Origin of the sequence: Natrinema salinisoli (assembly GCF_020405205.1) — an archaeon.
GTDB classification, from domain to species: Archaea; Halobacteriota; Halobacteria; order Halobacteriales; family Natrialbaceae; genus Natrinema; species Natrinema salinisoli.
This window is the reverse complement of the sequence record NZ_CP084469.1, coordinates 3959428-3977393: the sequence shown is the minus strand read 5'-3', so window position 1 is coordinate 3977393 and position 17966 is coordinate 3959428. Positions and strand designations below refer to the sequence as shown.

Below are 17966 nucleotides of genomic sequence, written 5' to 3'. Positions count from 1 at the left end.
AACGGTGATGTGCGGACCGGGATTTGAACCACGCGAAGACGGTCGCGTTCGCTCCGCTCACACGTTGGGACTTCTCTCATTCAAATTCCTCTTTCGATTGCTGTCGCTCGCGGATTTGCTCGCGACAGTAATGCGCGGACCGGGATTTGAACCCGGGCCATGAGCTTGGAAGGCTCAGGTCCTACCACTAGACCATCCGCGCGCATCACCGAGTTTTCGTTCCACGTTTAAGGCTCTTCCTTTTCCGTTCGGTCCCCGGCTATCGATTAACCCCGTGTCGATTCCGTTGCCACGCGAAAAATCGCCGTCGCGTTGCTCAGTGGTCGAGTCGCTTCGAGCGAGTCGAATGTGGTCACAGCCGCCGAGGACGTGGCGTCCTATCGCTCGAGGAGCGTTCCGGAGGAGCCGACGGCGATGTCGACGGACCCGGTTGCGACGGCCTTGAGATTCTCGCCGACGGGAGTCTCGTTTCGGACCCACTCGCCCCCCTCGAGTTCGAAGACGGCACCGCCGCTGCCGACGGTGTAGCCGGTTCCACTGTCGGTTTCGATGTCGAACAGGGCAGCGTCGCCGAGGCTCTCGGGGACCCATCGGCTGCCGTCGTAGGCGAAGACGGAGGCGTTACCGCCGCTAACGTAGACATCGTCCGCGGCGTCGCTGTCGAGGCCGTAGTAGGTGACGCCGGCGTCCTCGATCCCGATCGGGTTCCAGGTGACGCCGTCGTCGGTGGCGAAGACCTTCCCGTTCGTGTCGATGACGTGGCCCGCGCCGTCGTCGTAGAACTCGATCGCGTTGAGACCCGAGCCGCTGCCGGGCACTACGTAGTTTCAGGAGCCCTCTTTTCCATTGTCGAAGCTGTAGTGGACGGCACCGGAGTCGTCGGCCACGTACACGTCGGCCTCGCCTGCGGGACCGGTGACGGCGACGTCGTTGAAATTCGACGTGTAGTCGTTGGGAGCCGAGCGGTCGACCAGGTTGCCGGTCGTGACGTCGTACTCGGCGATCGCACCGCTCGCGCCGACGATCCACAGCCGCTCGCCGTCGTCCGTGGTATCCGCACCGTAGAGGTCGTTCCCGTTTCCGGTGGGGCCGCCCTGTACGACGACCTCCCAGCCGTTCGCAGTGCGTTCGATCACTAGTCCACCGCCCGCGACCGCGTGTGGGTTCGTGGACGTGTACGCGACATCGTGGAGCGTGTTGTCGACCGGGGTCTCGACGACCGTCCAGTCGGATTCGGAGGCGGATACCGTCGCGGGAACGGTAGCTGCGGCAAGCGATGCGCCTGCGGCCTTCAGCGCCGAACGTCGGGTGAAGCGCGTCATAGCGCATCCGGGTCTGGCGGCGAGACGTTCATAAAACCTGAACGTACTTAACGGAGTTAACGTCCATTTCGATCGTTTTACTCCATTTTGTTCCGTTCCCAGCAGCTGACACTGGGAGGAATTTCGACCGTCCGACCGGGTTAAAACAGCCGATCCGTTCCGTATGGTAATATACGGCAAGAATTCTGGTCGACACTACCCATCAGTCTCAAAACGAGTCTCGAGTCCGCATCCCACTCGCTCGAGCCGCGGACTGACGTCCAAAACCTGCCGACGCGGTTGTGAGGAGGGCCGATGGCGACTACGCGTCCGACCGCGTACCGGCTACCGTCGCGTAGCAGTTGCCACTCGAGAGCTCCCACTCGCGGAGCGCGATGTCGCTGGCGGTGAGATCGGCCTCGAACTCGTCGGGCGAGTAGATGTGGTAGAAGCGGTCGACCGGCTCGCCGCCGGGGAGGGTCCACTCGACCGTCGTGTCGAACCCCTCGGTCTCGTCGAACCGGTCGTGGGCGGTCGACCACGCGCTGACCAGTGCGCGGCCCTCGGGGGCGAGCACGCGCGCGAGTTCGTCCAGACTCGCCCGCCGGGCAGCCCGCGTCGGCAGGTGGTGGAGCGTCGCGACGTAGACTGCAACGTGGACGCTGTCGGCAGCAAGCGGCAGCGTCGCAGCGTCTCCCTGAACCAGCTCGACGTCGAACCCGCGCTCGAGCGCTCGCTCCCGGCCCGTCTCGAGCAATCCGCGACTGACGTCGAGGCCGACGACGGACTCGAGGTCCGCGGCGAGGAGCTCGGCGTGGCGGCAGTTTCCGCAGCCGAGATCGAGGCCGACGCTGCCGGTGCTCGAGCCGGTCGCGTGGGTCTCGACGAAGGACTCGACTTCCGGCCAGGCGTACTCCCGCGTGGACGCGAAGTGGTCGGCGATCCGGTCGTAGGTGTCGCGTACGTCGGCGCGGCGAGCCTGCTCGTCGTCTCGACTGTGGGTTCGGTCCCGATCCCCGGCCATCGTCGGGTTTCGTCGCGGGACGCGCAAAAAGCGTTCGCAAACCCACCGAGCGGTGGGCGGTCACTGCCGTGTCGATCGGAGACGGCGACCTCAGAGTCGCTTCACTTCGCCGCGAGTGAGCTGACAGCCACACGGCCCGGCCACGTGATCCCGCGGCCCGCGAGACGTAACGGTGATGACCCGCTCGCCACACCGCGGACACGGCGGGAAGATCAGACGATCCCCGGACTCGGCGGCCTCGGAAACGACGGAGTCACCCGTAGCGACGGGATCGGACGAGCGAGGATCGCCGTCCGTCATCGGTGACCACCGTCGAAACCGTTGGCGGGCCGACTCGAGGTGTACCTGTGCTGGCGATACTGCCGTCGTGCGAGACGTTTATGTCGCGGTAGGATGAACTGAATCATGGCTTGCAAACGGGTCGTGTTTGGAAGCCACGTCTCGGGTGTTGTCGCACCCGGGGCATTTCGGCGCATGCCCCCGCGGCGGATTCGGAAACGTCGCTTCCGTTCGAATACTGTCTATACTATAACTTATAGCTACTGGAATTATCGGTAGTCGTGGTTTTGGTCGGGTGCTCGAGGTGCGGCTCGGAAGACGAGTGTGGAGGCGTGACGGGGACTCGAGGAATTCGAGGGGTTTATCTATTCCCGTCGGGAACTGTGAGATGCGTACGAGGGCTCGTAGATCAGGGGTAGATCACTCCCTTGGCATGGGAGAGGCCCCGGGTTCAAATCCCGGCGAGTCCATCGCTGAATTGGCGTTTCAGACCCTCTACTTCGTGAATTCGACTGTTTGAGGGTGTTCTGACGACTACCGGTGAGTCGACGCTTACAGCTGCTTGCTTCTGGGTCATGTTTCTGTTATAGATCTTCGATGAAGTTGCGTCGCTGTTCCATCTTCTCGCGGTCTGTACGCCGGTCGTAGTGGCGCTCGAGGACTTCCGAGGACACGTCACAGCGATCGCTGACGATTTTCTCGGGAAAGTCCTCGCGGAGCCGGTGGGTGATCGACCCTCGCCGGATCGTGTGCGAGGAGAGGCTGCTCGGACACTGTGAGTAGTGGCCGTATTCTTTCGCCTCACAACCCATCGGTTCGCGCTCGTTGGACAGTCTTCAATCGAGGAGAGTTGCGTTGAGCGTTAGGACTGCGAAGACGGGGGGCGATCACCGACACCAAGCGATGCCTTTTGACCGCGAAATTGTAGCGTGCGAGGGACTGACGCCCAAGGATAAATATCGCATGCAGAGAAGTAGATTTCACTCGCGATCACCTAGTATTGGCTTCCCCGGTGGTTCAAGTATTACAGCCAGTGTGTGAATAAGCAAGTAAAATGGAATTCCAAGAAGAATTGCTAAAACGGAAAGTACGATAAATGTCGGAGTAGTATTTCCATCTGCGGTCACAAATATCTGAGCCGCCAAGAGATACGTGATCAGAGCAAGAAACCAATCAGTGCGATCCATATGCGTCGATGGGTCCATATATACTTAGACATTTGTGTCGAAAATATTCTTTTCCCTCAATCTACTACACCGCGTTCGTGATGCTGTGTCTCTTATTTGTCGATTTCTAAATAGTGACTGAGAACCGTCTCGAGATCGTTCTATCCATTCCAATCACACACCAAGAGCGAATCGACGTCGGCAGAGGCGAGTGCGGTCGCCCGGGCTTGCCGGAGATCGTGGAACCCGAGGGGAGAGGGTGCTCTCCGACCTCTTCCATCTCGTCATACAACTGGTCGGTCGCTGATCGAATTTCACTTCAACAGGCTGAGCCGACCGACGGCGACGGCCACTCGAGGACGCTGAAAAACTGCCGGTTCGCTCGCCACGGCACCGGATCCTACCAATGACCGAGCGGACAAAGTTCGAAACGAAAGCGGCGGCCGACGATTTCCGCGCATTGCTATCCGAATTCGGCCGGCTTGCACACCGGTCGAATCGTAATCGCTAACAAACTATCCGGACTGTACAACGAGTTCCAACGGGAGCGGACGTAATCGAAGAGGCCAAGAGAGTTGGATATAACTGCTGAGCATCATGCAATCAAGTCGAAGGGCGATACTCGGGGGAGCAGGTGTGGCGACGATAGCAGCGCTGGCGGGATGCTCCGAAAGTCTTAGCGGGGTTACCGGCGGATTGGAGATCGAAAACGTCGACTCTCGGACCACCTCACTCGGGGATATCGTTCTCACTGTCACGATCACCAACGACAGCGGCTCGTCGAAATCCAGCACGCTGATCGGTCAGGTCGATATCTCCGGGGGAGACACCTATACGAAACGCCGAGACGTGACGGTCACCGGAGACAGTTCGAATACGTTCGAACTCGGGTTCGATATCAGTTTTTCAGATTCGCTCTCTGCCAATCAGTACGAATACGACACGGAACTCGAGGAGTAGAGTCGATCGAGGAGTTCGATTTCGGTCAAAACAGTCCTCTGAACAGTACCAGCGCGACCCCGGAAAGGACGACGAAACTGAGGAATCCGATGAAAACCAGTCCCGCCTGTCGACCGGTGAGCGACTCTCCGTCGAGGAATTCGTTAATGTCCATATCTCGTGATCGGAACTCGTCCGCTTAAACGTGATGGTCTGCCTAAGGAAACAGTCGTGATGGAGGGGGGTGTCCCGAGGGTGGACGAGCGCGCAGTATCAGTTCGGTCGTTCGAATGTGCAAAAGCAGGTCGGTGCTCGAGACCTACTGGTCGCGTCCGATCTCGGGGCTCGCCTGGGGTACGACCGGAAAGTAAACAGCGGCGATCGATTCCGAGCGGCTCGAGCCGAACTACCGGTCAGGAACGGGGCCCATCGCTGGTCGCGGACAGGTCGCTGTTACTCGTTGAGATGCCCACGATAGCCTTTCGGTTCGAATCCGCGCCGACAGATCACGCGCTTTCGACCGACGGTAATCGCGCTGATCTGGTCGTCGTCTTCCATGCGATCGATGACGTCGGCGAGACGGTCCTGGGACCAGCCGGTTTCCTCCCGGACGGTCGATTGGTCGACGCGGCCGCCGCGTTTGACGAGTAATCTGAGAATCTTGTCCTCGTCGGGGAGTTCGCGTTCGTCGACGCCGTATTCGATGTCTTCGGCGTAGCTCAACGTCTCGTCGTCGGCGTCTGTACTCGGTTCATCGGCTGCTGTCGCGGTGGACTCACCCGATGGGGACTCGCTGGTCGATCCGTTCCAGAGAGACGAAAGGCGAGCCCAGAGTGAATTGAATACCATCTGTTAATCACGCTCCGTTGGGACTGTTGTAGCTTGAACGCCCACCTACCTTGCTTTTATGCTCTTCAAATAACATGTTTGGAGTCCGTTGGTTACGCCGTGACTATCGTGACGGTGCGAGGCTCGAATAGCGGCGACCTTGCGACCCGCAAGTCTGTTATCACTTTCTGCGACCGACAGGCTCGTCGACAACCGGAAAGCGGCCCCGTAAAGACACGTGCTACGCGCGTGACACTCCGGTAGTCATCGGTTTCGTCGATTCGAGTCGTCCCGAGAGATCGTTCGTGGCCGCGTCGCGGCTCGGAGAGGAACTCTCGAGCGCTACTGCGTCGGATCGGCGCGGTCCTCAGCCGTCGGTCGGCTCCACGGTCTCACGGTAGGATCTGGCGAGTGCGTCGAGCGCATCGTGGTGGTTCGTCGAATGGGGTGCGGTCAGCGGCGAGACGCTGATGCGCCCCTCGACGACGGCGCGGCGGTCGGTTCCCTCGGGGTCGGGGAGCGAGTCGGGATCCATGTCGTTCCAGACGCGGTCGTGGAGCGTGACGCGTGCACCGTCGCGTTCGGCGTCCATCTCGTAGCGCTTCGAGGGGCGCGTGATTTCGATGGGGGCGGGCTCGCCGTCCGGCAGGGGAACGTTGACGTTGAGATAGGCTGCGTGGTCGAACACGCCCGCCTCGAGCGCGTGCTCGGCCAGATAGCTCGTCACGCGTGTAGCTTCGGCGTACTCCTCGGCCGTCACCTCGACCTCGTCGAACGGCGTGTCGTCGACGGGCACGTACAGCGACGTCGCGATGGCGGGAACGTCGAAGAAGGCGGCCTCGACGGCTGCACTGATCGTGCCCGACCGTCCGAGGACGTATTCGCCGAGGTTCGCGCCCTTGTTACAGCCCGCGACGACTAGGTCGGGGAACGGGCCGAGTTCGGCGAGGCCGGCGACCACGCAGTCGGCGGGCGTTCCGTGGACCGCATATCCCAGTTCTCGCTCGTCGACGTCGACCTCGTGTGAGAGCGACCGGCCGCAGGCGCTTCGGTCGTCGGCCGGGGCGACGACGGTCACGTTGGCGTGGTCCGAAAGGGTATCGTACAGCGCCCTGATACCGGTGCTGTCGATCCCGTCGTCGTTGGTCAACAGGATCTCGAGGTCGTCGCTCATGTCGTGCCGGTTGGCCGGCGTCGCGAAAAGCCCACCGCTTTCCCGTCTCACGCGATCCGATCGACGATCGTCTCTCCGTCGACGACCAGATTGTACGCCCCCTCGTCGTCGTTCCAGAGCGCGAGGACGTTTTCGAACGAACAGACGTCGCCGTAGTCGGCCTCGAGCAGCGGCCGGTTGAGTGCGGTTTCCTTCGTGACGACGGCGTAGTGATCGGTGGCCTCGCTGCCGTCGCTGATCTTGAACAGGGGGTTCGACCGTCCGCTGCCGCGACCGGCGGCCCCATCGTCGGAGAGCGACCGGCTGAGCTTCGCCGCGATCAGATCGATCCGCTCGGTGACGTGGCGCTCCATGTCGGCCATCTTCGCCCACTCGTTCGTCTCGAGCGCCATGTCGATCCGCCGACGGCCGTCGAGCCGAAGCTGCGAGTACGAAAACTGCACGTCGACGTTGACGAACTCGCCCGGCGCGTGCTCGTCGTCGTCGCTCGGCGCGGCCTCGTCGAGCCGCCGCTGCACCGACGGGACCGCCAGATCCGGTCGGACGTCGAACGACCAGCCCCGATCCGAGGGGGTTTCGCCGGGCCAGAGCCGAACCGCGGGGCCGTAAACCGTTACCTCGCCGCGTCGGTAGCGTCTCGGGCTCTCGTCATCCGGCTCGTCGAAATCGACCGCCGACCGCTCCCAGAGTCGCTCGCCCTCGAGTTCCCGTTCGACCTCGCGCAACTGCACGCTCGTGTTCTTGTCCGCGGGCGCCATCGCGAGGAAGGTACCCTCCGGTGCGAGCGTCTCGAGGAGCGATCGCGCGACTGCGATCGGATCGTCGAGTTCGCTCAGGACGTTACAGGCGAGGACGAGGTCGAAGCCGTCGCCCGGTGTGGTCGGATCGAATCCGTCATCGTCGCCGGTGAGAGCGTCACTCGCGTCGAACTCCTCCGCGGTCGTCCTGTGAACCGTCGGGTGGACGTTCCGGCCCGTCTCCGCGAGGAGTTCCTCGAGCACGTCCGCGGCCGCGCTCGGCTCGACCGCGTGGTACTCGATCAGGGCGTCGTCGGGGAGGTAGTCACAGAGCCCGAGGGCGGGGCCGCCCACGCCCGCACCGACGTCGAGGACGCGCAGGTTGCGGCCGAGCAGTCCGCGATCCGCGAGGTCGTCGAGCGCGTACTGGATCGCCGCGTAGTAGCCCGGCAGGTGGTAGATCGCGTACCCCGCCGCGACGTCGTCGTCGTACTCCACGGCTCGGCCGTCGAGATAGTCGGCTTTGAACCGGCGGATCGTCGACCGGAGCAGGTCGCCGGACGCGCCGTCTTCCCAGTTCGGGCCGTAGCGGTCGACCAGCAGGTCCTCGAGTCGACGTTCGTATTCGGTCGGAAACCGCTCGACTGGCCCCCGGCGCGGACCGACCGGGTCGTCGTCGACGGGGACGAAGGTACCGTCGTCGCGCTCGATCAGGCCGAGATCGGCGGCGTCCTCGCGGAGATGTTGTCGAACGACTGCGGGATGGGGGGTTCCCTCGACGTACTCGCAGATCTCGTCGGGGTCGACCGGGCGGACGTTGCGCAGGTACTTCGCGTTCGATCGAATCGATTCTCGTTGATCGGTCATTCGGAATCCTCCTCGGATTCGACGTCGCGTCGATCGTCCCGTTGCTCCTGCCAGCCCGCCGTCGCCTCCCGGTATAGCGCCTCGAGTTCGTCGGCGTCGGCGGCCGCGATCGCGGCAGCGGCGTCGGCGACCGCCTCCGCACCGTCGTATGTTTCCTGAATGTCGGCGTAGACTCGCGGCGTGCCGCCGGTCACCTGTCTGACGAGTTGTCGGAGCCCGTCGTAGATCGGCGTCTCGAACCCGTCGGGAACCGACTCCGCAGCCAGTGCGAAGGAGAGGACGGCGGCGTGGGCGGCCGCCTGTACCGATTCCATGGCCTCGTCGTGGTCGACGGCCGTCGTCTCGAGTAACTCGTTTCCGCGCGCTTCGAGGGCCGCGAGGAGCTCGTCCGTTACCGGCCCCGATCGATCCCGGACGACCGCGATCGAGCCGGGGGCGCGCTCGGGTGCGAAGAGCGGGTGCAGGCTCGCCCGTTCCAGGTCGGGGACGTGACGCCGCATGGCCTCGATCGCGGGTTCCATCACGCCCGAGACGTCGACGACCGCCCGCTCGGCACGCGCTGCTTGCTCGGCGATCGCGTCGGTCACGTGGGTCATCGGGACCGCGAGGCAGACGATATCGTACGTCGTCCCGGCCTCGAGGTCGGTCACGTCGCCCCCAACCCGTTCGGCCGCGGCTGCCGCCACCTCCCGGTCGACGTCGGCGAACGTAACTCGGGCGTCGACGGCCTCCCCGAACCACGTCCCCATCGACCCCGCGCCGACGATCAGTACGTCCATTGCCCGCTTCTACCTGCCGGCGTTGCAAAAGCCGTTCGATCGACCGACTCGCACGACTGTCAGCTCGCTCGAGCGGAACGGGATCGCCACCACCCGCCGACCGCTCGAGAGGGTGCCGGTGAACCGTCGGAATATACAAGTTACCTCCACGGAGTGTTGTCGTATGAACGTCTCCCAGTTGGTTCCCGTCGCGCTCGCAGCTGGGGCTCTTCTCGTCGTCCTGACGTCCTATCCGTATCTGGCGACGGCCATCGCCTACCGGGATCGGGACAACGGGCTCGCGTACATCGTGTTCCTCATGGGAGTCGCGGTCTGGAACGGTCTGTTCGCGGCACAGGTACTGGACCCGCGACCGATGGTGAAGGGGTTCTTCTTCAGCATCGCGACGTTGGGTGCCGTGCTGGCCGGTCTCGGCTGGTTGCTGTTCGCCAGCACGGCGAGCAGCACGCCGTTGCTCCCCTACCGGCGAACGGTCTACCGGGTCGTCGCGCTGGTGGCCGGACTCGACATCGCCCTCGCGATCACGAACCCGGCACACGCGATCTACTGGACCGTGCCCGACAGTTCGCCCGTCTCGTCGGCCTTTACCGTAATCGAACCCGCCGTCGGCTACTGGGTGCACACGACGTTTCTCGTCGCACTGTTCGTGGCCGGCGCAGTGCTCTTCGGACTCGCGTGGCGAAACGAGACGGACGTTCGATACACGGCCGGCTACGCCGTCGCCGGAAGTGCGACGGCCGTCGCGATCCTCGTGAGCGCCGTCTTCCTCGCCGGGACCGCCTCGATCGCCCCGCTGATCGCCGGCAGCCTCACCACGATCGGCTGGGTACAGGCCCAGCAGAAACGGTACCTGACGCTCCCGCGCCCGTACCGCTGGGTCGTGGACTTGCTGCATTGACGGTCCGTTCTCCGCTCTCGATTGGCAGCAAGCGACGGGGTCGGCCGACGTGATTTCAACGCTCGAATCCCACCGTCGGCATGCCGCGAGTCGAAATCGTCGATGCGGAGGCACCCGCCGTGACCACAACGCTCGCAGAGCCGGAAACGGACCGACCAACGTGATTTGGGAGTAGAATTATACTAATTCCGTACTTTCTCGAGACATGAACGGCAGCAGGCGGATCTGACTAGGAGTCGCCGTATTCACCGAACAGCCACGGTGTGAATCGATATCGGTGACGCGAGCGGGACGATTCGAATCCGATTCGACACGATACATGCACGGAATCATATTCGTCGGGCTCAAGGAATTCGTCGTCGACACGTACGACAAATCGACCTGGGACCGAATTCGAGAGGAAGCCGGCGTCGAGGGGAAGCGATACACCCCCGTCGCCTCGTATCCGGACGAGGAACTCCTCGCACTCGTCGAGACCGCCGTCGAGATATCCGGCATCGAGGAACCCCGACTCCTCCGATCGTTCGGTCGATACGTCGTGCCGACGCTCGTAGACATGTACGGCGTCTACATCGAGGACTCGTGGACGTGGCTCGATCTGATCGAGAACGTCGAAGAGACCATCCACCAGGCCCTCCGGACCGGTGACTCGCTGGAGTACGAACCGCCCGCCATCGCCGCGACGCGGATCGACGACGGCGTGGCGCTGGTCACCTACGGCTCCGCGAGGGAGCTGTGTGACGTGGCGATCGGACTGGTCGAAGGAATCGGTGACTACTACGACGAATCGCTCGAGGTCTACGAGCGTCGCTGCATGCACCACGGTGCGTCGCAGTGTGAGATCGTCGCCGTCGATAGCACGACGACTCGACGACGGGCGAACCGGCTGATCGACAGGGAGACGGACCGAAACGAAGCCTCGGTCGGATCGAAACGCTAGTCGACGGACCGAGACGGCTCCCCCGCCGCCACGCGTCGTCGGCAGCTACCCCCCCCCCCCCCTCCGCCACAGGGTGTCGGCTACTACTCCCCTCCGCTGTTTGGGTCGGATTACTTCACGCCACGAGTCCGAACTGCGACCATGACGCGAATCGGAATCGTCGGTGCGGGCGCAGCCGCCGCTGCCGCAACGTACGCCCTCGAGGAGACGCTCGAGGAGCCAGCGATAACCGTCCTCGAGAAGTCCCGCGGGGTCTGTGGCCGCGCCGCGACGACGTCGTCTACGACTACGGCGCGAATTACGTCAAATCCGACGACGAGCGGGTCGTCGAACTACTGACTGAGACGCTGGATACCGAGGGCCTGGTCGACATTACGGATCCGGTCTGGACCTTCGACAGCGACGGCGACGTCTCCGAGGGGGAGGATCGAGACGAGCACAAATGGACCTACCGGCAGGGGCTGACACAGATCGCGAAGCGACTGTTCGCACGCACCGACGCGACCGTCGAACGGGAGACGCGGGTCGAGACGGTGATCCGGACCGACGAAACCGACGACGGCAACTGGCGCCTTGAGGATACCGACGGAGCCCGCTGGGGGCCGTACGACGCGCTCCTGTTGAACCCGCCCGCCCCGCAGACCGCCGAGCTACTGCGATCGGCCCGCTGGGAGGCCGACGTCCGCGACTCGCTCGTCGACGCGATCGACGCGATCCCGTTCCGAACGATCTGGACCGGAGTCTTCCATTATCCCTTCGAACTCGAGCGACCCTACTACGCGCTCGTCAACACTGACAAGGACCACGAGGTGGGCTGGGTCGGCCGCGAGGAGTGCAAACCCGGCCACGTGCCCGACAGCGAGTCGCTGCTGATCGTGCAGGCCAACCACGAGTGGTCGGTCGAGCGCTACGACGAGCCGCCGGCCGTGAACTGCGAGCGCCTCGCGGCCTTGACCGCCGATCTCCTCGACGACGACCGGCTGCGCGACCCTGACTGGACCGACGACCAGGGATGGCGGTACGCCTTGCCCGAGGACGGCGTCGCCCGCGATCCCCTGCAGCTGGCCGAATCCGACGACCTGTACTGTCTCGGGGACTGGGTCGCCGGCGAGGCCCGCCTCCACGCGGCGCTTCGGAACGGTCTCGAGGTCGCCGACCGGGTTGCGAACATCGACTGAATGGACGGGGACTCACACCACCGACGTGACCTCGTCGAGGACCGCGGTATCGACGAAGACGACGACGTGGTCGCCGCCTTCGACGACCGTTCCTCCCCGCGGCGTGATCAGTTCGCCGTCGCGGCTGATCGCGCCGACGACGACCCCGCCGGGCAGGTCGGCCATCGCGTCCCGGATCCGCGTCTCGAAGAGCACGCTGTCGGCGTCGACCTCGATCTCGAGGACCTCCGCGCGATCGGACTCGAGCATCGCGACGTTCTCCGTCGGCTGGTCGCGGGTGAATCGGGTAATCTCCTCGGAGGTGACGAGCCGCGGGTTGACGCCGACGTCGATCCCGACCGTCTCGAAGAGGTCGACGTACTCGCCCGACTCGACGATCCCGATCGTGCGCTCGACGCCGAGACGCTTTGCCAGCAGCGAGACCAATAGATTCCGTTCGTCGCCCTCGAGCGCGGCGACGACGATGTCGGACTCGTCGACGTGCTCCCGAACGAGGAAGTCGATATCGGTCGCGTCGCTCTCCAGAACCAGCGTTCCCGGCAACCGTTCGGCCAGATCCCGGGCTCGTTCCGGATCCTGTTCGACCAGTCGCGGCTCGAGACCCTCCGCCTCGAAGAGTCGGGCCGCCTGATACCCGATTTCGGTGCCGCCCACGATGACGACCTCGCGGGCGTCCTCGAGCGTCGGCTCGGTCGTCAGCGACCCCGCGAACGCCCTGACGCTCTCCCGCGAGCCGATGACGACGACCCCGTCGCCCTCCCTGATGACCGTGTCTCCCTGCGGGATGACGACGTCCTCACCGCGCATCAACGCGGCGAACGTGAGCGATTCGAATCGGTCGGCTTCGGAGACCGTCTCGCCGGCGATCGGGCTGTCCGCCTGGATCTCGAACTCGGCCATCTGAACGAGTCCGTCCGCGAACGTTTCGACGTCGTGTGCACCGGGGAGGCCGGCGATTCGGACGATCGTCTCGGCCGTCTGCAGATCCGTACAGACCATGAAATCGACGCCGAATGCCCCTTTCGACTGCTCCCAGGTCCGGAGGAGGTTCGTCTTCTTGACGCGAGCGATCGTGAACGGGTCGCCGACCGCTTTCGCCGCGCCGCAGACGACGATGTTCGTCTCGTCGATGTCGGTGCTCGCGATGACCAGATCCGCGTCTTCGATGCCGGCCTCGAGGAGCGTCTCGATCGAGGTCCCGTCGCCGCGAATCGCCAACACGTCAGCGGAGTACGTGATCGACTCGACGCGGTCGGGGTCCGTATCGATGACGACCACGTTGTGGTCGTCGTCGAGACTCTCGGCGATATTCGATCCGACTTCGCCCGCTCCGACGACGAGCACTCGCATCAGGATCTCACCCCCCAGTACCGCGGACGGAAACCGATGCCACTCCCGGTCATATCACGAGTGACACCGTCGGACAGTAAGTGGGTTTGCCATGATCGAGGGGGCTGGAGTTCGTTGTTCTCGTGCGGCCCCTCGGACTCGAGAGTACAGGTGAATATGGAACCGACGGATCTGGCCGCATCCGTCGTAGCCGGCGGCGACCGATCGGACGAGAAACTGTACTCAAACGGTACGTTCAGGGCATCTCGTGAACCGTCAACTCGACGTCTCGAGGACGGCCCTCGATGTCCGCGACCAGCCGCTCGACGACGGTTTCGGCCTCTCCGAGCAGTTTCGGCTGGACCTTGTCGACGACCCAGTCCAGCGAGACGAACCGCGGGAGCGAGATGGCGTTTTTGTCCGCCGAGTAAGGATCGTAGACGGCCTCGAAGTAGATCCGACTCGCCGTCTCCGCGTCCGCCGGCGCTGACTCCGGTTCCGGTTCGACGCGCCACTCGCCGCGGGCGTCGATATCGTTGACCAGTTCCCACGTGAGCGACTCGGGCGCAGAAATATCGGTCACTCGCGAGCGGGCGGTGTAACTGAGCTTCCACCAGACCAGCCGCAGGTCGTAGACGGAGCCGACGCCACCGTCCCCGTTGACCCGGACGTCCTTCAGGTGATCCGTGTACCGCGGATACTCCCGGAAGGACTGCACGTACGGAAAGACCTCCTCGGGCGACCGATGGGCGAGCGTACTGAGGAGAATTCTGTCCACACCGGTGGTAGAACGGGTCGGAAAGTAAGGATTGCTATACTATCCGTCTCGATCGCCGCGGAGCCGATCCGTTCTTCTATCGATTCGACGCGCCGGGTAAAAACACGGTCCGTTCCGGTACTCGGAGCGTACGCCGACCCAACGGACACCGGCAACCTTCTATACTCCCGACGGTCAACGAGGTGCCATGCGAGACGTCTGTATCGTCGGCGGTGGCGTCGCCGGCCTCACCGCCTCGGTTTTCACTGCTCGCGCGGGACTCGATACGCTCGTCGTCGACGGCGGAGAGTCCATCCTCGCGCGAAACGCCAGCCTCGAGAACTTCCCCGGCTTTCCGAACGGCGTCGACGCGCGCCGCCATTTGCAACTGACGCGCGAACAGGCGCGAAACGCGGGTGCCGACTTCGAACTCGGGCGCGTGACCCACGCCGAACCGGCCGTCGAGGACGACCTGAAGGCCGGGTTCGTCCTCGAGACGGCGGGGGGCGAGCCACTCGAGGCGCGTCGCGTCGTCGCCGCCTCGTGGCCGAACAGCGACTACCTCGAGCCGCTGGACGTCGGCCGCATGCAGCGGGGGAACAAACACTTCGTGAGCGTCGACGAGGGCGGGCGAACGGCCGTCGACGGGGTCTACGCCGCGGGCCGAATCGCGGACGAACCCCACCAGGCTATCATCGCGGCCGGTCACGGAGCGAAAGTCGCACTCGCAGTCCTCTACGATGCCGACGTTCCCTTCTATCAGGACTGGGTCGTCCCCGAGGGGTACTTCACCGGCCGCGACCGCGAGGTCCCACCGGGCTGTGAAGAGATCGACGCGGCCGAACGGCGGGAGCGGGACGAACGTGCTCGTGAACGCATGCTCGAGGCGTTTTCGTCCCCGCTCGAGGAGGAGCCGACCATGCACCCGAGCGTCGATCGGGACTGACTGGGGACCGACGCGTTTGCAGGCGTTCACAGCGGTCGGACGCCCCCGGTGAGTTAACACGGTTCGTATCGAAGCCCGTACTGGCTGTTTTGAACCCATGAACGGGACGAATCAATCGGATCCGGGTCGCAGTCCCCTCGTCACGGCCGCGGAACGAGCCGCGTTCGGCGTCGCGACGCGATACGTACGGACGAACTATCTCGCGATGCCGGCCGAACGGGCTTATTTCGAGGCGCTCGAGGAGTCGCGCCGCGAGATCCTGCATCGATTCGTTCGCGGGCTGTTGCGCGGCGATCCGGCCGAGCTTCCCGACGTGCAGTTCGTCTCGCTCGAGTCGTCGGCAGCTCGGCCTCTTCCGGACGGGCCCGAACCGCTCTCTGCGCTCGATCGCGACCGGTTGGGACCGGTCGTCGCGTCGCTCCCCGAGGAGTGTCGGCAGGTCGCGTTCGTCCCACTGCCCGCGAGCGAGAGCGCGCTGTGCGCCGGGATCGCGGCGACGCACGGCTACGATCGGTTTCGGTTGACGGGGCCGGTCAATCGCTGGTCGCCGACCGGGACTGTTCTCGAGCGCGTCTCGCACCCGGTCGATCTCGTCCCACCGCTCGAGTGCGAGGGTGCGTTCAGCGACGCGGAGCAGGCCGAGCGGATCCGGGCGGAAGTCGCCGAGAGCGTCGCCAATCTCGCGCTCGCACGGCTCGGGTCGGCCGTTCAGGCGCGTGGCGTTCCGGACGACGAATCGAAATCGCCGCTCGAGGGTATCCCAATCCATATTTCGGCCGCGACGGCCGCCGCGTCGTTCGAACGGATCGTCACCGACGGGCACCCGTTCCATCCCAGTGGCAAGATCCGGCGCGGGATGACTCCCGGTGACGGACTCGCGTACGCACCCGAGTTCACCGACCGGATCGATCTCCGGTTCGTCGCGATCGACCGTGCATACGCCCTCGAAACGCGTACGCCGGGGTTCGATAGCATGACGCGGCGGCTGCTCGAGACGTTCGACGGGCTCGCGGGCGCGCTCGAGCGGGCCGCGCCCGCGACGCGCGATCCGAGCGAGTACGCCGTCGTTCCCGTCCATTCCCTCCAGTACCATCGCACGGTTCCGGATCGCTACGCCGGTCAGCGCGCCGACGGCCGCGTCGTTCCGATCCCCGAGTACGCACGTCCCGCGACGCCACAGCTGAACCTCCGAACGGTGGTGCCACACGGAACCGACCGAACCGGAGACGGCCCGCTTCCTCACTGCAAGCTCGCGATTCCCGTCCAGACGACGAACGTCGTCCGAACGCTGTCGCCGCAGGCCGTGGCCAACGGCCCGCGGGTGACCGCCGTCCTGCGATCGATCGAGCGACGGGAATCGTTCGAGCGGCTGGGACTGCTGGCCGAACCCGCCGCGACGTGTTACTATCCGTCCGGCGGCCCCCACACGAGCGGCGAGGCGTTCGACGACGCCCGCCACCTTTCCGGACTGGTGCGGACGCCGCCCAGAACGCACCCGCTCGTCACGGAGGACACCATGCCGGTCGTGGCCTCGAGCCTCGTCGCCGACTCGCCCGCCAGCGGACGGCCACTCGTCTGCGATCTGATCGATCGATACGGGGCGAACGCGGCGACGGGCACCGGAGAGGTGGCACTCGAGTTCGTCGCCGACTACGCCCGCGTCGTCGTCCCCGAACAGCTCCGACTGCTCTGCGTGTACGGGATCGCCCTCGAAAGTCACCTCCAGAACAGCCTGGTCGTCTTCGACGTCGACGACGCACGCCCGATCGCAACGCTGGTTCGCGATCTGGGCGGGATCCGCGTTCACCGCGACCGACTCGCGGAGCACGGGTTCTCGCTCGAGCCGTATCCGGAGTCGGATCTGGACGCCGACGGGTCGGAAGCGCTCTACCGGAAACTGTACTACGCACTCTTCCAGAACCACCTCGCGGAACTCGTCGCAACGATCGGCCACGAGTCGGGCGTCGACGAGCGGGCCTGCTGGCGGCTGATCCGCGAGCAGTGCGACCGCGCGTTCGAACGGATTCGCGCGGAAGCGGATGTTCCCGAATCGAGGGTTCGCCGCGACGAACGGGCGCTGTTCGGTGAGCGAGCGATTCACAAAGCACTGACCGCGATGCGACTCGGGGGCAAGCGCCACGAGTACGTCACGAGCGACGTGTCGAACCCGCTCTCTTCCGCCGGTCGGAACCGAATCGACGTCTCGGAATAGACGGGCTAATCGATGCAGTCTGGACGGATCTGGCCCGCCCGTCGCGTTCGAAAACGATAGCTGGCAGCTGCTCGTCGATCAGGTCGCCTCGAGGGCGCACGTGGGACTACCGAATCCGCGGTCGGCCGCCTCGGAGTCCGGATATGTCGTGAAATCGTCACCACACTGTTCGCACGTGACGGTTTCGAAGTCGGACATACTCGGCCGAGGTATGGTGATTCGGACCGGAAAACGTATCGGAATCGGTTCAATTCCGCGGCTTATCGACCGCATCGTTCCGGTTTCCCACTGCAACCCGTTTTCGTTCGCGGCACCGTCACCCCACCCCCGAACGGCTCACCAGCGGATCGATACTCATCGAGTAACGGACGACGTTCTTATATAGATGGCGAATGACAACATTGGACATGGACGGTGTCCTGAACGAAACGACAAACAAGATCCACAAGTACGAGTCCGGCCAGTCGGACTTCCAGACGAGCTGTGGGGCGACCTCCCACGTCGCACACGAGCACCTGCGACTGATCACCGTCGAGCAGGCGACCGGCGATAATGACGTGAACAGATGCGGCCGTTGCTTCGACGACGGCGGCGGGTACTAGCGAGCGACGA

General features: G+C 64.3%; 16 protein-coding genes, 2 tRNA genes and 3 pseudogenes. 8 read left to right on the top strand and 13 right to left on the bottom strand.

Annotated elements, in window-relative coordinates:
• Positions 1 to 131: 131 nt before the first annotated feature.
• From LDB05_RS19755 to LDB05_RS19740, 4 genes and pseudogenes are all read right to left on the bottom strand, one after another.
• Positions 132 to 202 (bottom strand) — tRNA-Gly (locus tag LDB05_RS19755).
• A gap of 175 nt (positions 203 to 377) precedes the next feature.
• Positions 378 to 1322: pseudogene (locus tag LDB05_RS19750) on the bottom strand (beta propeller repeat protein).
• Positions 1323 to 1623: 301 nt separating this feature from the next.
• Positions 1624 to 2325: a class I SAM-dependent methyltransferase gene (locus LDB05_RS19745; protein ID WP_226005681.1), complete on the bottom strand. Its 702-nt coding sequence runs from the start codon at positions 2323 to 2325 to the stop codon at positions 1624 to 1626.
• Positions 2326 to 2415: 90 nt separating this feature from the next.
• Positions 2416 to 2625, bottom strand: coding sequence for a hypothetical protein (locus LDB05_RS19740; RefSeq protein WP_226005680.1), 210 nt, complete (start codon positions 2623 to 2625; stop codon positions 2416 to 2418).
• A gap of 377 nt (positions 2626 to 3002) precedes the next feature.
• Between LDB05_RS19740 and LDB05_RS19735 the strand changes: the two genes are divergently transcribed.
• Positions 3003 to 3074, top strand: a tRNA-Ala gene (locus LDB05_RS19735).
• A 114-nt stretch (positions 3075 to 3188) separates the two neighbouring features.
• Here LDB05_RS19735 and LDB05_RS19730 read toward each other — a convergent pair.
• Positions 3189 to 3466 (bottom strand): annotated as a pseudogene (locus LDB05_RS19730) (site-specific integrase); the annotation flags it as partial.
• A 118-nt stretch (positions 3467 to 3584) separates the two neighbouring features.
• Positions 3585 to 3791: a hypothetical protein gene (locus tag LDB05_RS19725; RefSeq protein ID WP_226005678.1), complete on the bottom strand. Its 207-nt coding sequence runs from the start codon at positions 3789 to 3791 to the stop codon at positions 3585 to 3587.
• A 615-nt stretch (positions 3792 to 4406) separates the two neighbouring features.
• On the opposite strand from LDB05_RS19725, the gene LDB05_RS19720 reads away from it, so the two are divergent.
• Entirely contained in the window at positions 4407 to 4730 is a 324-nt protein-coding gene (locus LDB05_RS19720; protein ID WP_226005677.1) for a hypothetical protein, read from the top strand.
• A 25-nt stretch (positions 4731 to 4755) separates the two neighbouring features.
• On the opposite strand, the gene LDB05_RS23445 is transcribed toward LDB05_RS19720, so the two are convergent.
• The 5 genes from LDB05_RS23445 to LDB05_RS19700 all read right to left on the bottom strand — a co-directional run bounded on the left by LDB05_RS23445 (position 4756) and on the right by LDB05_RS19700 (position 9094).
• On the bottom strand, positions 4756 to 4884 hold the full coding sequence (locus LDB05_RS23445) for a hypothetical protein (RefSeq protein ID WP_284145779.1): 129 nt from the start codon (positions 4882 to 4884) through the stop codon (positions 4756 to 4758).
• Between the two features lie 278 nt (positions 4885 to 5162).
• Positions 5163 to 5558, bottom strand: coding sequence for a helix-turn-helix transcriptional regulator (locus tag LDB05_RS19715; RefSeq protein WP_226005676.1), 396 nt, complete (start codon positions 5556 to 5558; stop codon positions 5163 to 5165).
• Between the two features lie 346 nt (positions 5559 to 5904).
• Positions 5905 to 6711: a 5'/3'-nucleotidase SurE gene (surE, locus tag LDB05_RS19710; protein WP_226005675.1), complete on the bottom strand. Its 807-nt coding sequence runs from the start codon at positions 6709 to 6711 to the stop codon at positions 5905 to 5907.
• A gap of 47 nt (positions 6712 to 6758) precedes the next feature.
• A complete protein-coding gene (locus LDB05_RS19705; RefSeq protein ID WP_226005674.1) occupies positions 6759 to 8315 on the bottom strand; it encodes a small ribosomal subunit Rsm22 family protein in 1557 nt (518 codons plus the stop codon).
• The gene (locus LDB05_RS19700; protein ID WP_226005673.1) at positions 8312 to 9094 is read right to left on the bottom strand and encodes a prephenate dehydrogenase/arogenate dehydrogenase family protein; all 783 of its coding nucleotides are present in this window, start codon (positions 9092 to 9094) and stop codon (positions 8312 to 8314) included. The genes LDB05_RS19705 and LDB05_RS19700 overlap by 4 nt, the downstream gene beginning before the upstream one ends.
• Positions 9095 to 9257: 163 nt before the next feature.
• Between LDB05_RS19700 and LDB05_RS19695 the strand changes: the two genes are divergently transcribed.
• From LDB05_RS19695 to LDB05_RS19685, 3 genes and pseudogenes are all read left to right on the top strand, one after another.
• Positions 9258 to 9992 (top strand): histidine kinase N-terminal 7TM domain-containing protein, encoded by a 735-nt coding sequence (locus LDB05_RS19695; RefSeq protein ID WP_226005672.1) that lies wholly within the window; start codon positions 9258 to 9260, stop codon positions 9990 to 9992.
• 319 nt (positions 9993 to 10311) lie between these two features.
• Positions 10312 to 10932: a heme NO-binding domain-containing protein gene (locus LDB05_RS19690; protein WP_226005671.1), complete on the top strand. Its 621-nt coding sequence runs from the start codon at positions 10312 to 10314 to the stop codon at positions 10930 to 10932.
• A 141-nt stretch (positions 10933 to 11073) separates the two neighbouring features.
• A pseudogene (locus LDB05_RS19685) lies at positions 11074 to 12110 on the top strand (NAD(P)/FAD-dependent oxidoreductase).
• A 12-nt stretch (positions 12111 to 12122) separates the two neighbouring features.
• Here LDB05_RS19685 and trkA read toward each other — a convergent pair.
• Both trkA and LDB05_RS19675 read right to left on the bottom strand, forming a co-directional pair.
• Positions 12123 to 13460, bottom strand: a complete 1338-nt coding sequence (trkA, locus tag LDB05_RS19680) for a Trk system potassium transporter TrkA (RefSeq protein WP_226005670.1) — start codon at positions 13458 to 13460, stop codon at positions 12123 to 12125.
• Positions 13461 to 13695: 235 nt separating this feature from the next.
• Positions 13696 to 14217 carry an SRPBCC family protein gene (locus LDB05_RS19675; protein WP_226005669.1) on the bottom strand — a complete coding sequence of 174 codons (522 nt, stop codon included), beginning with the start codon at positions 14215 to 14217 and terminating at the stop codon, positions 13696 to 13698.
• A gap of 187 nt (positions 14218 to 14404) precedes the next feature.
• On the opposite strand from LDB05_RS19675, the gene LDB05_RS19670 reads away from it, so the two are divergent.
• From LDB05_RS19670 to LDB05_RS19660, 3 genes are all read left to right on the top strand, one after another.
• On the top strand, positions 14405 to 15142 hold the full coding sequence (locus LDB05_RS19670) for an NAD(P)/FAD-dependent oxidoreductase (protein ID WP_226005668.1): 738 nt from the start codon (positions 14405 to 14407) through the stop codon (positions 15140 to 15142).
• A 97-nt stretch (positions 15143 to 15239) separates the two neighbouring features.
• Positions 15240 to 17354, top strand: coding sequence for an IucA/IucC family protein (locus LDB05_RS19665; protein ID WP_226005667.1), 2115 nt, complete (start codon positions 15240 to 15242; stop codon positions 17352 to 17354).
• Between the two features lie 407 nt (positions 17355 to 17761).
• The gene (locus tag LDB05_RS19660; protein ID WP_226005666.1) at positions 17762 to 17956 is read left to right on the top strand and encodes a hypothetical protein; all 195 of its coding nucleotides are present in this window, start codon (positions 17762 to 17764) and stop codon (positions 17954 to 17956) included.
• The last annotated feature ends 10 nt before the right edge of the window (positions 17957 to 17966 follow it).

Excerpts from the sequence above, each read along its gene's own strand:
- LDB05_RS19670 (WP_226005668.1), top strand. The coding sequence starts at position 14,405 with ATGCGAGACGTCTGTATCGTCGGCGGTGGCGTCGCCGGCCTCACCGCC.
- LDB05_RS19715 (WP_226005676.1), bottom strand. The coding sequence starts at position 5,558 with ATGGTATTCAATTCACTCTGGGCTCGCCTTTCGTCTCTCTGGAACGGA.
- LDB05_RS19740 (WP_226005680.1), bottom strand. The coding sequence starts at position 2,625 with ATGACGGACGGCGATCCTCGCTCGTCCGATCCCGTCGCTACGGGTGAC.
- trkA (WP_226005670.1), bottom strand. The coding sequence starts at position 13,460 with ATGCGAGTGCTCGTCGTCGGAGCGGGCGAAGTCGGATCGAATATCGCC.
- LDB05_RS19705 (WP_226005674.1), bottom strand. The coding sequence starts at position 8,315 with ATGACCGATCAACGAGAATCGATTCGATCGAACGCGAAGTACCTGCGC.
- LDB05_RS19695 (WP_226005672.1), top strand. The coding sequence starts at position 9,258 with ATGAACGTCTCCCAGTTGGTTCCCGTCGCGCTCGCAGCTGGGGCTCTT.
- LDB05_RS19690 (WP_226005671.1), top strand. The coding sequence starts at position 10,312 with ATGCACGGAATCATATTCGTCGGGCTCAAGGAATTCGTCGTCGACACG.
- LDB05_RS19725 (WP_226005678.1), bottom strand. The coding sequence starts at position 3,791 with ATGGATCGCACTGATTGGTTTCTTGCTCTGATCACGTATCTCTTGGCG.
- LDB05_RS19700 (WP_226005673.1), bottom strand. The coding sequence starts at position 9,094 with ATGGACGTACTGATCGTCGGCGCGGGGTCGATGGGGACGTGGTTCGGG.
- LDB05_RS19665 (WP_226005667.1), top strand. The coding sequence starts at position 15,240 with ATGAACGGGACGAATCAATCGGATCCGGGTCGCAGTCCCCTCGTCACG.
- LDB05_RS23445 (WP_284145779.1), bottom strand. The coding sequence starts at position 4,884 with ATGGACATTAACGAATTCCTCGACGGAGAGTCGCTCACCGGTCGACAG.
- LDB05_RS19745 (WP_226005681.1), bottom strand. The coding sequence starts at position 2,325 with ATGGCCGGGGATCGGGACCGAACCCACAGTCGAGACGACGAGCAGGCT.
- surE (WP_226005675.1), bottom strand. The coding sequence starts at position 6,711 with ATGAGCGACGACCTCGAGATCCTGTTGACCAACGACGACGGGATCGAC.
- LDB05_RS19660 (WP_226005666.1), top strand. The coding sequence starts at position 17,762 with ATGGACGGTGTCCTGAACGAAACGACAAACAAGATCCACAAGTACGAG.